Genomic DNA, 15,301 nt, shown 5'->3' with positions numbered 1-15,301 from the left:
CTTCCTTATCTGTTTAGATATACTCTTCCTTGGATAGCTTCTCTTATTCCGTCATTGAAATTCAATATGTAGAAATAAACGCCTACTGGCAAAAGATTGTTTCCAAGATTTAATCCGCTAACGGTTGTTGTTCCGTCCCAATTTGGCGTATTTCTATTTCCTGTATAGATTAAATTTCCGTAACGGTTATAGATTTCCAATTTGAAATTCGGGTATAATAGCGCTAAGTTCGGAATTTCAAAAGTGTCGTTAATGCCGTCATTATTTGGCGAATAACCATCCGGAATAAATAAGTCATCACATACGGTTGTATCTACAGTTACTTCTAATCTAATGGCTCCTTCACAACCACTCGCCGCGATTAAAGCTGCATAATAGGTTGTACCGTTAACCAGTAAATCTGTACTGGCGTAAGCCGTTCCTCCGGTTGGAGCATTGTACCAAATTACGGTTGGGAATCCAATCAAATTAGCGGTCAAAGTCTCAATCGTTGGGTTATCATCTTGACAGAAAAGATTGCCATCCTGAATGATTTGTGGAGTTCCAATTAAGGTGACGTTGAAATTAATCGGATTGACAACATTCCCCGCGACACCACAGTTAGTTACTATAGAATTCAATTGGTTAATGGTTAATGTGGTACTTCCATTATTAATTAAATCGGTTGCCGGAATGGAAAAGGTTGCTGTTCCACCCGTGAATGTAACTGTAATAGTATTCAACGCCGTATTGGCTCCAGTTAATTGATAGGTGATGGTGTAATCGCCATTTGGTAAGTCAGTCGCTCCTGAAATGGTAACTAAGCTGGTAAAATTAGCACAAGTGTCTTGAACGGTGACTGATGCGGTGGTTAAACTTGGGATTGGATTAATTACAAAACTAACGGTTGCATTTTCATTGGCATTGGTACAACCGGTTGTGGCAATAATTCCAATAATAGTTAAAGTGTAATTTCCTGCTACTGTAAATATCGATGCCGGAACAGTGAACTGTCCTATTCCACCGGTAACTGTTACATTTCCGGTAACACCGGTCGTAGGCGTTGCATTGGGAATAGAGTAATTGAATTGGTAAACGCCATCCGGTAAGTTTACTGCATTGGCAATATTAACTACAAGACTATTTCCGAAACAAACATTGGCTGCAGATAAATTCGCACTGTCAATATCGGCTAAAGGTCTCACTTGGATTTGGGTTGCTACATTGGTTAAGCTGGTTGAACAATTCGTAACTGTGTTCAATATATTAGTAAACATGATTACAGTGGTTCCAATATTAGGAAGTGAAGCTGTTGGGATACTGAAATTGCCAATTCCTGAAGTAATCGTAACTGTTGCGGTTTGTCCGGACAAAATATTGGCACCGGATAAATCGTAGCTCAAAGTATAAGTTCCATCCACCATTCCGTTTAGATTCACAATTGCATTCGACCCTAAACAAGCCGGAGAAATCGTAACATTAACAGTGGAAATTATTGGATTGGCTAAAATAGTAAACTGAACCACTTCGGTATCGGTTGTACAAGCGTTGGTCACTGAATAAGTATAGCTGTAAGTTCCCGGAGCAAAATTGATAATGGTGATTGGTGAAGTTACCACTAGTGCACTACTGTCTGTCCATACACCACCAGAATTCTGACCCGTTAATAAAGTCGCCAAATCTAAAACGCCTACACTTGGACATAGCGATACAATTCCTGTAAATGTTCCTGCATTGGGTTGTGGATTTACAATTACTGTAACGGTAGAACTTGAATTTGCACAAGGCGAAGTACCAACTACAGTATAAGTAAAATTATAGGTTCCAACACCAACCGTTGAAGGATTGAATACATTGGCTATCAAAGCGCCTGTTCCATTATCATCATTCCAGGTTCCTGTGCCTTGCGTTCCATCTAATCCGGTAAATAAATCTACTGAAGTTGAAGTTACACAGACATTTAAAGTCTGGCCAACTCCACCGGAATTTGCTGCTTGGATTATAGTAACGATTACATCTGCAGTATCCGTTGTACATAAACCACCACCAACACTATAAGTATAAGTTGCGGCAACATCAACCGTCGGATTGAAAAACCCTGTTCCACTAGCTAAAGCCGGAGACCAAGTTCCGCCTGCTTGTGCATTGACACCTAATAATAGGAATAAATCTTGAGCTGTACCATTAGAACATACAGCAACCAAATTGTCATTTCCTGCATCCGGAACCGGATTTACGGTTACTGTAATTACAGCAAAATCATTATCACAAGGTTGGGTTCCTGTTAGTGTATAAGTATAATCGCCTTGCGGATCAACTGCCGGATTAAAGACACCGGTTCCACTTGCCATAGCCGGAGACCAAACTCCGCCGGGTTGTGAATTAGGACCTAATAACAAAGCTAAATCTTGAACCGAACTATTGACACAAAGCGAAATGGAGTTGTTACTTCCTGCTTCCGGTCCGGGAGTTACAGTTACGCTTACTGTTGCTATATCATCCACACAAGGAGCAACACCAGTGATTGTATAAGTGTAAACGCCTGAAGCATCAACTGCCGGATTAAAAATTCCGGTTCCGCTGGCTAAAGCAGGCGACCAAGTTCCTCCCAACTGAGGCGTTCCTAACAAAGAGGCAAATAAATCAACTGAATTTTGATTCGAACAAATAGTCAAAGTTCCATCGCTTCCTGCATCCGGAATCGGATTAACAATTACTTCTACAGAAGCTGATGCAGGCGGACAAGGAGTTGTTCCTAAAATGGTATAAGTATAAGTTCCGGCGGGATCGACTGTAGGATTAAACACTCCGGTTCCACTAGCCAATGCCGGTGACCAAGTTCCACCCAATTGAGCCGTCGGCCCTAATAATGGGAATAAATCAAATGATGGATTTAAAATACAAATTGTTGTACTTGCATTTGCACCGACTATTGGAGGTTCAACCACTGTTAGCGTTGTACTACTCGTTTGTGGATTTACACAACTAGGCGTACCTGAACTCGCCACACTTACAATATTTACAGTTGTATTAGCGGTATAAGTTCCGGTTAAAGTGGCTGTACCTGTTCCGTTTAAAACGATGGTTTGATTCGCACCGCCATTGATATTATAAGCAACCGTAGCATTTGGTGTACCGGTAAATGTAAAAGTAGCCGAATCTCCCGAACACAATGTCGTCGGACTTACCGAAACACTTGCTGTTGGCAATGGCTGAATGGTTAAAGTCACGCTACTTGTTTGAGGATTGACACAACTTGGTGTACCTGAACTAGCCACACTGACAATGTTTACAGTTGTATTAGCGGTATAAGTTCCGGTTAATGTTGCTGTGCCTGTTCCGTTTAAGGTGATTGTTTGATTCGCACCACCATTGATATTATAAGTAACTGTCGCATTTGGTGTTCCGGTAAATGTAAAAGTAGCGGAATCGCCTGAACACAATGTCGTCGGACTTACCGAAACGCTCACTATTGGTAATGGCTGAATGGTTAAAGTAACACTGCTCGCTTGTGGATTGACACAACTTGGTGTTCCTGAACTTGCCACGCTTACAATGTTTACAGTCGTATTTGCTGTATAAGTTCCCGTTAAGGTTGCGGTGCCTGCGCCGTTTAAAACTATGGTTTGATTAGCTCCGCCGTTGATGTTATAAGTAACCGTCGCATTTGGTGTACCGGTAAATGTAAAAGTCGCTGTACTTCCTGAACACAATGTCGTCGGACTCACCGAAACACTTGCTGTTGGCAATGGCTGAATGGTTAAAGTGATGCTACTTGTTTGTGGATTGACACAACTTGGTGTGCCTGCACTCGCCACACTGACAATGTTTACTGTCGTATTCGCAGTGTAGGTTCCGGTTAAAGTGGCTGTGCCTGTTCCGTTTAAAACGATGGTTTGATTCGCACCACCATTGATATTATAAGTAACTGTCGCATTTGGTGTTCCGGTAAATGTAAAAGTCGCTGTACTTCCTGAACACAATGTCGTCGGACTTACCGAAACACTCACTGTTGATAATGGCTGAATGGTTAAAGTCACACTGCTCGTTTGCGGATTGACACAACTTGGCGTACCTGAACTCGCTACACTAACAATATTGATTGTTGTATTTGCGGTGTAAGTTCCGGTTAAGGTTGCGGTGCCTGCGCCGTTTAAAACTATGGTTTGATTGGCTCCGCCGTTGATGTTATAAGTAACCGTTGCATTTGGTGTTCCGGTAAAAGTGAAAGTAGCCGAATCTCCCGAACACAATGTCGTCGGACTTACCGAAACACTCACTGTTGGTAATGGCAAAACAGTTAATGTTACACTACTCGTTTGCGGATTGACACAACTGGGTGTACCTGAACTAGCCACACTGACAATGTTTACAGTTGTATTAGCAGTATAAGTTCCGGTTAGAGTTGCTGTACCTGTTCCGTTTAAAACGATGGTTTGATTTGCACCACCATTGATGTTGTAAGTAACCGTCGCATTTGGTGTTCCGGTAAATGTAAAAGTAGCGGAATCGCCTGAACACAATGTCGTTGGACTAACCGAAACGCTGACTGTTGGCAATGGTTGAATGGTTAAAGTAACGCTACTCGTTTGCGGATTGACACAACTCGGCGTGCCTGAACTTGAAACACTTACAATATTTACTGTGGTGTTCGCGGTGTAAGTTCCCGTTAATGTTGCGGTGCCTGCGCCATTTAAAACTATGGTTTGATTGGCTCCGCCGTTGATGTTATAAGTAACCGTCGCATTTGGCGTACCGGTAAATGTAAAAGTTGCTGTGCTTCCTGAACACAATGTCGTCGGACTTACCGAAACACTTGTTGTTGGCAATGGCTGAATGGTTAAAGTGATGCTACTTGTTTGTGGATTGACACAACTTGGTGTGCCTGCACTCGCCACACTGACAATGTTTACTGTCGTATTCGCAGTATAGGTTCCGATTAAAGTGGCTGTGCCTGTTCCGTTTAAAACGATAGTTTGACTCACACCGCCATTGATATTATAAGTAACCGTCGCATTTGGCGTACCGGTAAATGTAAAAGTTGCTGTGCTTCCTGAACACAAGGTCGTTGGACTCACCGAAACACTTACAGTTGGTAATGGCAAAATGGTTAAAGTCACGCTACTTGTTTGAGGATTGACACAACTTGGTGTTCCTGAACTTGCCACACTAACAATGTTTACTGTCGTATTCGCAGTGTAGGTTCCGGTTAAGGTTGCGGTGCCTGTTCCGTTTAAAATGATAGTTTGATTCGCACCGCCATTGATATTATAAGTAACTGTCGCATCTGGTGTTCCGGTAAATGTAAAAGTTGCTGTGCTTCCTGAACACAAAGTCGTCGGACTAACCGAAACACTTGCTGTTGGCAATGGCTGAATGGTTAAAGTCACGCTACTTGTTTGAGGATTGACACAACTTGGTGTACCTGAACTCGCCACACTGACAATGTTTACAGTTGTATTAGCGGTATAAGTTCCGGTTAGTGTTGCTGTGCCGGCACCGTTTAAGGTGATTGTTTGATTCGCACCACCATTGATGTTGTAAGTAACCGTCGCATTTGGCGTACCGGTAAATGTAAAAGTTGCTGTGCTTCCTGAACACAATGTCGTCGGACTTACCGAAACACTTGCTGTTGGCAATGGCAAAACAGTTAATGTAACACTACTGGTTTGTGGATTGACACAACTTGGTGTACTTGAACTCGCCACACTAACAATGTTTACTGTCGTATTCGCGGTGTAAGTTCCCGTTAATGTTGCTGTCCCGGCACCGTTTAAAACGATAGTTTGATTCACACCACCATTGATGTTGTAAGTAACCGTCGCATTTGGTGTTCCGGTAAAAGTGAAAGTAGCCGAATCCCCCGAACACAATGTCGTCGGACTAACCGAAACACTTGCTGTTGGCAATGGCTGAATGATTAAAGTCACGCTACTTGTTTGAGGATTGACACAACTTGGTGTTCCTGAACTTGCCACACTAACAATGTTTACTGTCGTATTCGCAGTGTAGGTTCCGGTTAAGGTTGCTGTGCCTGTTCCGTTTAAAATGATAGTTTGATTCGCACCGCCATTGATATTATAAGTAACTGTCGCATCTGGTGTTCCGGTAAAAGTGAAAGTAGCCGAATCTCCCGAACACAATGTCGTCGGACTTACCGAAACACTCACTGTTGGCAATGGCAAAACAGTTAATGTAACACTGCTCGTTTGTGGATTGACACAACTTGGTGTGCCTGCACTCGCCGCACTAACAATGTTTACTGTCGTATTCGCAGTGTAGGTTCCGGTTAGTGTTGCTGTCCCGGCACCGTTTAAAACGATAGTTTGATTCGCACCACCATTGATGTTGTAAGTAACCGTCGCATTTGACGTACCTGTAAATGTAAAAGTTGCTGTACTTCCTGAACACAATGTCGTCGGACTTACCGAAACGCTCACTGTTGGCAATGGCAAAACAGTTAATGTTACACTACTAGTTTGCGGATTGACACAACTTGGCGTACCTGAACTCGCCACACTGACAATATTGATTGTCGTATTTGCGGTGTAAGTTCCGGTTAAAGTTGCTGTCCCGGCACCGTTTAAAACGATAGTTTGACTCGCACCACCATTGATATTATAAGTAACCGTTGCATTTGGTGTACCTGTAAATGTAAAAGTCGCTGGACTTCCTGAACATATTGGTGTCGGACTCACCGATACACTTGCAGTTGGTAATGGCAAAATGGTTAAAGCAACACTGCTAGTTTGTGGATTGACACAACTTGGCGTACCTGAACTCGCCACACTGACAATGTTTACTGTCGTATTCGCAGTGTAAGTTCCGGTTAAAGTTGCTGTGCCTGTTCCGTTTAAAGTGATTGTTTGATTCGCACCGCCATTGATATTATAAGTAACTGTCGCATTTGGTGTACCGGTAAATGTAAAAGTCGCTGGACTTCCGGAGCACGAAGGTGTTGGACTTACCGATACTGTTGCTGTTGGCAATCCCAAAATTGTAATTGTAACAGTCGATGTATCATTAGCACATAAAGCAGAGGAAACTGTATAAGTAAATACATAAGGACTACCTAAGAGTGTCATAGTAGAAACATCTAAAGTTCCTTGAAATCCATTTGTGGTTAAAATTGGACCGCTCCAAACACCCGTGTTGTCAGGTGTTCCTCCTAATAGATTAAACAGATCAAACGGAATTGTAGTAGCTATTTCATTCACACAAATACTTCTGTTTCCATTACTTCCGGCATCATTGGGTTCGTAAAGATTAACCAAAACCTCAAGCCTAATGCTACTTTCACATGGCGGATCAACAGTAGTTGCATAATAAAATTGTCCGTTAACCAATGGCGTTGAAAGATCTAACGGTATTCCAAAGGCTGATGTTAAATACCAATTATTATTCCCAGAAGCTACTAAATCACCCACAGTTGGCGGGCTCCCTGGAATATTACAAAATTCCTGAACAGCACTTCCCAGCGGCGTCGGAACCAATCCAACATTTACAAAAACAGAAAGTCTGGAAGTCTGACAACCTGTATCCGGATTCGTTTGACTTATATAATATATTGTATTATCAGTTAAAATTGCTGTAGGAGAAAGTGCTGTTCCACCATTGGGTGTAGTATACCATTGTAAATTATTCCCATTGATAACAAATTGTGGATTAGATGGGGTCGCTTGACTCAAACTGGTCACACAAACCCCTTGAAAATTGGCACCGGTTGGCGCAGAATATATTGTAACTGTAACACTCTGCCTTGGCCCACAATTACCGGTATTATCATCGACAAAATAATCCTCTCCATTGATTAATACCGTTGAATTGGTAAGTTGAGTATTTGAAGTTGCAGTAGCATACCATTTAATTCCACCTCCATTATCGACAGCTTGCAAACTGGCAATAGTAGGAGATTGGGTGTCGCAAAAAGATTGCGCAGTATTTGTTACTGTTGGACATTGAGAATAAACGAAACCATTCTGCCCAAATAGTGTTAGTATCAAAACACAGTAGAAAAAATAATTTTTGGCGAGAGTAGTTATTCTCATAAGCAGTTCTATTTAATACAATTTAAATCCGTACAACATCACTCCTTTTCATATGAAACAATAAAACTTCAACCAGAAAGAACATTTAATTCAGTTGCGAATCTATAGTATTAGTCAAAGTAAAATTACCACCACTATATTACTTATAATTTAGGCGACAAATTTTGACTTATTAAAATGTTATAAACAAAATAATCAACATTATTAACAACTTCCTAACAACACAACACGAGCATATTTTACTGACGTACAATCATTTAAAAAAAGAAAACCCAAAAAAAAGAAGTTATTAAGAATTTTTAAGAACCTCAGAAAAATAAAAATTGTTAACAAGATTACACTGAAATGCTATCTTATTAACAATAAATTGTAAAACTAAAATGGTTAAAATATTGGACGTTGTAGTTCTTGCTTGACAAATTCAAATTCAGAAATGATTTCTGCTACAATATTTTCAACTGATTTGATTTCATGAATCAATCCGGAAATTTGCCCTATCTCTAATTCGCCTTCCTCCAAATCTCCTTCAAACATGCCGCGCTTAGCTCTTGCCCTTCCTAAAAGTATTTTCAATTCCTCAGGACTTGGGCATTTTGCATATAATTCTTGGAGATCGTTATAGAATTTATTTTTTATCAAACGAACCGGTGCCAATTCTTTCAAAGTTAATTGTGTATCTCCTTCTTTGGTGTTGATTATAGTATTCTTGAAATTGTCATGGGCCGAACTTTCAAAAGATGCTGCAAAACGAGAACCTATTTGAACACCATCAGCGCCTAAAACCATCGCGGCCAACATGCCGCGACCGGTTGCAATTCCACCTGCGGCAATCAACGGAATTGAAATTTGTTCTTTCACCATGGGAATCAAGGTTAATGTGGTCGTTTCCTCTCTTCCATTATGTCCTCCAGCTTCAAAACCTTCGGCTACTACAGCGTCAACTCCGGCTTCCTGGGCTTTTAGAGCAAATTTAGAACTGCTCACTACATGCACAACAGTAATTCCTTTCTCCTTTAAGTAACTGGTCCAGGTTTTTGGATTTCCCGCTGAAGTGAAAACAATTTTAACACCTTCTTCGATTATGATTTGAATAATTTCTTCAATATTAGGATACAACATCGGCACATTTACCCCAAAAGGTTTGTCCGTTACAGTTTTACATTTTTGAATGTGTTCTCTCAAAACGTCTGGATACATCGATCCGGCGCCAATTAATCCTAATCCACCGGCATTACTGACAGCACTCGCTAATTTATAGCCACTATTCCAAATCATTCCGCCTTGAATAATTGGGTATTTAATCTTAAAAAGTTGGGTGATTTTATTCATCTAAATCAAAAATGATTGAAATTTAATGCTTGATAATTTTTCCGGATTGTTCCAATGCGTTACTCTTGATTTTATAATAATACATTCCGGAAGTTAAATGCTCGAGAGAAAGTTGTTGGTTAGCACTGATTTCTTTCTCTAAAACCATTTGTCCCAAATTATTATAAAGAGACATTTTAGCTACTTCAAAACCATTAGGGAAAGAAACTGAAATTATAGTATTGGCTGGATTTGGATAAACTAAAAATCTACCTACAACATTATCGTTCACTGAAAGCAAAGCCATATTTAATGCCAATTCAAAATCAGGAATTCCATAACCATATTCGTCCGTAGGATTCAGAAATCTATCTGCGGATTGTTTTACAAAATCAACAATTTGTTGGTTTGATGCCCAAGGAATCGCTTGCCAAAAACTCGCTATCGCACCAGCCATCACCGGACAAGAAAAGGAAGTTCCGCTTGCCGTAACAACATTTCCGGTTGTATTTGCTAAAGTAGTACTTTGCCCTTTGGCCATCACATCAGGCTTTATTCTTCCGTCAAAACTTGGTCCGATAGAACTAAAAGCAGCATACTGTTCATTAAACTGAACGGCGCCAACCGCCAAAACATTAGTCGCTTCGGCCGGAACTCCAATATTTGGATTAGCTGAATTTCCGGAATTTCCTGCACTGGCAACTACTACCATACCTTTACTAAAAGCTATATTAGCCCCTTGAGAAGCAAAAGCTTTATCGCCTGTCATATCAGAATAAGTATAACTGTAATTTGGATTATCATAGCCAAAATAACCCAATGAAGTCGAAATCACATCGGCACCAACCCTATCGGCTTCTTCGGCAGCTTGAACCCAGTAACTTTCTTCTACAGGGTTTTCACTTGAAATATCTTCTGTAATGTATAAATAGTATTGTGCATCAGGTGCAGTTCCAACCAATTGTCCTTCTACATAGCCCGACATGCAAGACAATGCCATAGTTCCGTGGTTGTGAGACGAAAAAACATTGGTATTGCCACCAACATAATTATATCCGCCCAAATACAAACCATTGTTGAACATTCTGTCAAACGGAGTAATTGTATTTACTGCAGAAAAACCTGAATCCATAACTGCAATAATTTTGCCTGAACCGGTAAAATCTTGTTGGTGTAACAAATGTGCATTAAGCATCGAAACTTGATTCAATGAATTGCCATAAGCAAAAGTTTCCTGGGTATCCAATTGTTTATTCACCGAATTAATCGCAGTCTGTAGTGGCATTTTAGCATTCAAAGAATGATCTGCATAGCGAATGTGATTTACAAAAGTCAAACTCGTCAAAGCTTCAATATCGGTAACGTTTCCTCGGATGTGAAGACAATTCAGCCATTTGGATTGGGCTTTAACTTCAATACCTTCGGCTGCTATAATTTGATCAATATAAGATTGTTCAATGGGTGCATCGCTGACATTCAACGCAATGCCTTGTGCTGTCCTTCTATCCAATGCTCTTTGGGTTAACATGGTCAATGGATTGTCTAAAAAAGTTTGCGCATTGGGTTTGTCATTAAAATAAACCCAAGCATCTTCTTGAGCATATCCTAAAAAACTAAATAGAAAAAATGCAATAAGTAATAGTTTGTTCATCGCCTTTACTTTTGTGATGTGCTAATTTATGAAATAACTCCTGAACCCACTAATTCATCGCCAATATTCCACGCAACAAACTGTCCTTCAGTAATAGCCGATTGTGGTTCGTCAAAAGAAACATACAAACCACTTTCAAATTGGTACAAAGTAGCTTTTTGCAAAGGTTGACGATAACGAATACGCGCCATTACTTCCATGGTTTCTCCATTTTTTAAAGCCAAATCTTCTCGAATCCAATGAATTTCGGCAGGTTGAACTCGTAATGTCTTTTTAAACAAACCGGGATGATTTACACCTTGACCGGTATAAATAGCATTGGTTTTTACATCAGTGGAGATGATAAAAAGCGCTTCTTTGGTTCCGCCCACGTTTAGTCCTTTTCTTTGTCCGATGGTAAAATAATGAGCCCCTTGGTGTTTGCCTACTACTTTTCCGCTATCGGAAGTATAAGAAATCCCTTTGGCTTCAAAAGCCAATTGTTCTTCTAACGAATGGAAAGTTGGTATTTCTTGATTATAAATTTCATCACCAGCGGTGATTTCATAAATAAATCCTTCTTTGGGTTGTAATTGTTGTTGCAAAAATTCGGGCAAACGAACTTTACCGATAAAGCAAAGACCTTGAGAATCTTTCTTTTCTGCGGTAACTAAATCCAGTTGAAGAGCAATTTCACGAACTTCCGGTTTGGTTAATTCACCTATGGGAAATAAAGATTTTGACAATTGTTCTTGTGATAATTGACACAAAAAATAAGATTGGTCTTTATTACCATCCTTTCCGGCTAACAATTGAAAAATTTCTTTTCCATCTTTTTCGATGGTTCCTTTTCGACAGTAATGTCCGGTTGCGACATAATCGGCTCCCAAACTTAAAGCGATTTTCATAAAAACATCAAACTTAATTTCGCGATTGCACAATACATCCGGATTTGGCGTGCGTCCTTGTTCGTATTCGTTGAACATATAGTCCACGATTTTTTCTTTGTATTGTTCGCTTAAATCAACTGTTTGGAAAGGAATTCCCAATTTTTCAGCTACGAGTAGTGCGTCGTTACTGTCTTCTAGCCATGGACATTCATTGGAAATGGTAACCGAATCGTCATGCCAATTCTTCATAAAAAGCCCAATGACTTCATAGCCTTGTTCTTTTAACAAATAAGCAGCAACACTGGAATCAACACCTCCGGAAAGACCGACAACAACTCTTTTCATTTTATAGCAGCGAAAATTTTAACTTCGTTCCGTTCTTCTCGTCTTTAGGACGAGATTCGGGTGTTGCAAAGTTAACTCAAAATCCGAATAATTTCACGTTCAGACATCAGTTAAAACAATGAAGTGGTAATCAAAACTTATCTCCTTGGGATAAGACCAATGATTTATTCAGTCGGTTGTTTAGGCATTTTGGGTCTTTTGAAATTTTTGTTTTCGTAGTTCATGTTAACCTCTTTCACCTTTCCTTTTTCAAGGACTTTCCATACACCTACTTTTTTTCCGTTTTTGAAAGAGCCTTGACCGGTTATTTTATTAGTCGCATCTTTGTAAACGGCCAAACCATCCAATTGATCATTTTTATAATTGCTTTCTTCAATTATGACACTGTTTTCGGCATAGCTTTTATACAATCCTTCTTTGACACCATTTTTATAGGTAGTTTCTTCAGCAATTTGCCCGCTCTTGTAGTATACTTTTCTAACACCATTCAATTTACCATTTGCATAAAATTCTAAAGTCATTATTTGAGGAGAATCAAAATGGTAATATTTCCACTCACCTTCAAACTTTTTATTGACAACCTTTCCTTCACTAACCTTACTTCCTTTTTGATTGTAAAAAATGGTATAACAAGAATTATCTTTTACATTGAAATCTCTTGTAGCTATAACAGTTCCTGCTTTAGTATCATCAAAAAATTTAAACAACCCAATTTCTTTACCATGTTCAAAAGTACCTTCATATCGTGGTCGTTTTGACTCTTCAAAAATGCCTTTCCACACGCCATGCTTCTTACCGTTTTCGTCTAATCTGTTAAAATCTTGTGCAAAAAGAACAACTGTTTGTAATAAAAAAAGGAAAATATACTTCATAAGAAATGTCATTGATTGGTATTAAATAAGAGCCACAAATTTAAAGTTATTATATAAACGGAGAATATATTTTTTTAGTATCCGCTGATTGTTAAAAATATTTTAAAACATAGCGTTATTTCTGTTTAACTTTTTGAAGTTAATCAGATAGCAATGAACTACAAAACTACTTACTCTATTTATAAACAACTGTAATATCGACATTTAACTACCTTAAACAAAACTGTTAAAGTATTTATAAATTGTTATTTTGTTTATTCTTCTTCGTTTTTTGTTAAACAATGTTTCATAATTTAGCTGAAACATTAAACAAAATAACCATGAAAAATCTAATCAAAAAAATGTCTATTGCATGTATTGCATTAACAATGTTGTCTTGTAGTGATGACGACAACAATTCAAACCAACCTCAAACTATTGCAGAAATTGCAACGGCTAATCCCGATTTCTCAACATTAGTAACGGCACTAAATCGTACTGGATTGACATCAACTCTGGACGGAGCCGGACAGTTTACTGTATTTGCTCCAACAAATAGCGCATTCACTACATTTTTTGCCTCACTTGGTGCAAACGTGAATGTTAATAATGTTGACGTAAATGTATTGAGAAGTATTTTATTAAATCACGTTATCGATTCAGAAATTCTGAGCTCAGCAATTCCAGCTTCAACTTACGTCACTACTCTTTCTCCATTTAGCTCTGCAACAAATTCACCTAGAATTAGCATGTTTGTTCAAAAATCAGGGGCATTTGTGACATTGAATGGTGGTATTGACAGCAAGGGTGCTGTTGTAACTACTGCCGATGTTGATGCCAGTAATGGTGTTATCCATATTGTAAATAGAGTAATTCAAATTCCTACTTTGGTTGACCACGTGGTTGATAACCCTGAATTTGAAACTTTGCAAACAGTGGTAACAAGTGTTGACCAAGCTGCTGTCTTGACCGCTTTATCAGGACTTACTGCGTCAGCTCCTGCTACTCTTTTTGCTCCAAATAATGCTGCATTTACAACAGCATTGGGCACAGGTGGTTTTGCTAATGGTGCAACTGCTGCTCAAGTTACTAAAGTATTACAGTACCACGTCACTACCGCTGGAAATGTGCGTTCAACTCAACTGACAAATAATCAAGTTGTTCCAATGTTTACAAATCCTGTTCAAAACACAACTGTTATTCTAGGAACTAACACAGTAGATATTCGTGATACTGCAAATAATTTATCGAGAGTATTTCAAGCAGATATTCAAGCTTCTAATGGTGTAATTCACGGTGTAAACAGAGTTTTACAACCTGCTCTATAATAATAAAATTGTTATGAAAATGAAGGCGCAACTTTAATGAGTTGCGCTTTTTTTATGAACCTAATTCTAATGCTCTGTCGTTCGCTGCTTTAACCGCTTCAACAATCGTGTTTTCTAAACTTCCTTTTTCAAAAACGCGTAGCGCACTTTCAGTAGTTCCGCCTTTGGAAGCGACTTTCGCAATCCATTCTTGGTTGGATAAAGAATAGCTGTTCTGAATCGCCACCGAACCCATAAAAGTTTGATTGACTAGCAATTCCGCTTCCGATTCATTAAACCCTAAATCAACCGCAGCTTTTATCATGGATTGCATGAAATAGAAGACATAAGCCGGTCCGCTACCTGAAATGGCTGTCGCGGCATCAATGAGTTTTTCGTTCTCTACATAAACCGATTTCCCGGTGGTGTTGATTAGGTTTTGAATAATAAAAAGTTCCTTTCTATCTACATTGGCAGAAGCTGTAAAAACCGTCATTCCCATTCCGATTTGTGTTGGAATATTGGGCATCGAACGCACAATCTTGGAACAAGACAATTGCTTTTCTATAGTTGCCAAAGTAATTCCGGCCATGACCGAAAAAATGATTTGCGAATTCTTCAAAAAGGGTTTTACAGCTTGCGCCAAATGACCAAAATCTTGTGGTTTTACGGCTAAAATAACGATGTCAAAATCGCCTATTTCATTAGCCGCTGTAGTCGAAAAATTGCCTTTCGGGATTCCGTTCTCTTTTCCTGAAAAATTATCATTTCTGACCAGAGCAAAAATGTCTTCCGGCTTGATAAATCTCGAACTGATAAAACTGTTGGCATAGGTTTTCCCCATGTTGCCAAAACCGATGATTAGCACTTTCATAGCTGTAAAATAAAAAAACTCTGTTTAAAGATATATTTTTAAACAGAGTTTTGAAAATTTATATTTCGG

The 15,301-nt window shown here is 39.2% G+C and carries 7 protein-coding genes; 1 reads left to right on the top strand and 6 read right to left on the bottom strand.

The features are described from left to right. Nucleotides 1-5: 5 nt before the first annotated feature. The 5 genes from C8C84_RS07220 to C8C84_RS07200 form a co-directional block, all read right to left on the bottom strand. Nucleotides 6-8,027, bottom strand: a complete 8,022-nt coding sequence (locus C8C84_RS07220; protein ID WP_121312888.1) for a gliding motility-associated C-terminal domain-containing protein — start codon at nt 8,025-8,027, stop codon at nt 6-8. 384 nt (nt 8,028-8,411) lie between these two features. Then, nucleotides 8,412-9,356, bottom strand: coding sequence for a nitronate monooxygenase family protein (locus C8C84_RS07215; RefSeq protein ID WP_121312887.1), 945 nt, complete (start codon nt 9,354-9,356; stop codon nt 8,412-8,414). 22 nt (nt 9,357-9,378) lie between these two features. Beyond that, on the bottom strand, nt 9,379-10,986 hold the full coding sequence (locus C8C84_RS07210) for a S8 family serine peptidase (protein WP_121312886.1): 1,608 nt from the start codon (nt 10,984-10,986) through the stop codon (nt 9,379-9,381). A 26-nt stretch (nt 10,987-11,012) separates the two neighbouring features. Next, nucleotides 11,013-12,200, bottom strand: coding sequence for a tRNA 2-thiouridine(34) synthase MnmA (gene mnmA / locus C8C84_RS07205; protein ID WP_121312885.1), 1,188 nt, complete (start codon nt 12,198-12,200; stop codon nt 11,013-11,015). Nucleotides 12,201-12,364: 164 nt separating this feature from the next. After that, complete coding sequence (locus C8C84_RS07200; RefSeq protein ID WP_121312884.1) at nt 12,365-13,072, bottom strand: toxin-antitoxin system YwqK family antitoxin; 708 nt, start codon at nt 13,070-13,072, stop codon at nt 12,365-12,367. Nucleotides 13,073-13,392: 320 nt separating this feature from the next. Between C8C84_RS07200 and C8C84_RS07195 the strand changes: the two genes are divergently transcribed. After that, the gene (locus C8C84_RS07195; RefSeq protein WP_158592551.1) at nt 13,393-14,379 is read left to right on the top strand and encodes a fasciclin domain-containing protein; all 987 of its coding nucleotides are present in this window, start codon (nt 13,393-13,395) and stop codon (nt 14,377-14,379) included. A 52-nt stretch (nt 14,380-14,431) separates the two neighbouring features. Here the strand turns inward: C8C84_RS07195 and proC are convergent, their stop codons facing one another. Then, nucleotides 14,432-15,232, bottom strand: a complete 801-nt coding sequence (gene proC / locus C8C84_RS07190; protein WP_121312882.1) for a pyrroline-5-carboxylate reductase — start codon at nt 15,230-15,232, stop codon at nt 14,432-14,434. Nucleotides 15,233-15,301 lie beyond the last annotated feature (69 nt).

Source organism: Flavobacterium sp. 102, from assembly GCF_003634615.1.
GTDB lineage: Bacteria > Bacteroidota > Bacteroidia > Flavobacteriales > Flavobacteriaceae > Flavobacterium.
The sequence above is the reverse complement of the archived record's forward strand: the minus strand, read 5'-3'. Positions and strand labels throughout refer to the sequence as shown.

What these genes read in the sequence shown, in the direction of transcription:
- C8C84_RS07220 (WP_121312888.1), bottom strand. Translation starts at nt 8,027, where the DNA reads ATGAGAATAACTACTCTCGCCAAAAATTATTTTTTCTACTGTGTTTTG.
- C8C84_RS07215 (WP_121312887.1), bottom strand. Translation starts at nt 9,356, where the DNA reads ATGAATAAAATCACCCAACTTTTTAAGATTAAATACCCAATTATTCAA.
- C8C84_RS07210 (WP_121312886.1), bottom strand. Translation starts at nt 10,986, where the DNA reads ATGAACAAACTATTACTTATTGCATTTTTTCTATTTAGTTTTTTAGGA.
- mnmA (WP_121312885.1), bottom strand. Translation starts at nt 12,200, where the DNA reads ATGAAAAGAGTTGTTGTCGGTCTTTCCGGAGGTGTTGATTCCAGTGTT.
- C8C84_RS07200 (WP_121312884.1), bottom strand. Translation starts at nt 13,072, where the DNA reads ATGAAGTATATTTTCCTTTTTTTATTACAAACAGTTGTTCTTTTTGCA.
- C8C84_RS07195 (WP_158592551.1), top strand. Translation starts at nt 13,393, where the DNA reads ATGAAAAATCTAATCAAAAAAATGTCTATTGCATGTATTGCATTAACA.
- proC (WP_121312882.1), bottom strand. Translation starts at nt 15,232, where the DNA reads ATGAAAGTGCTAATCATCGGTTTTGGCAACATGGGGAAAACCTATGCC.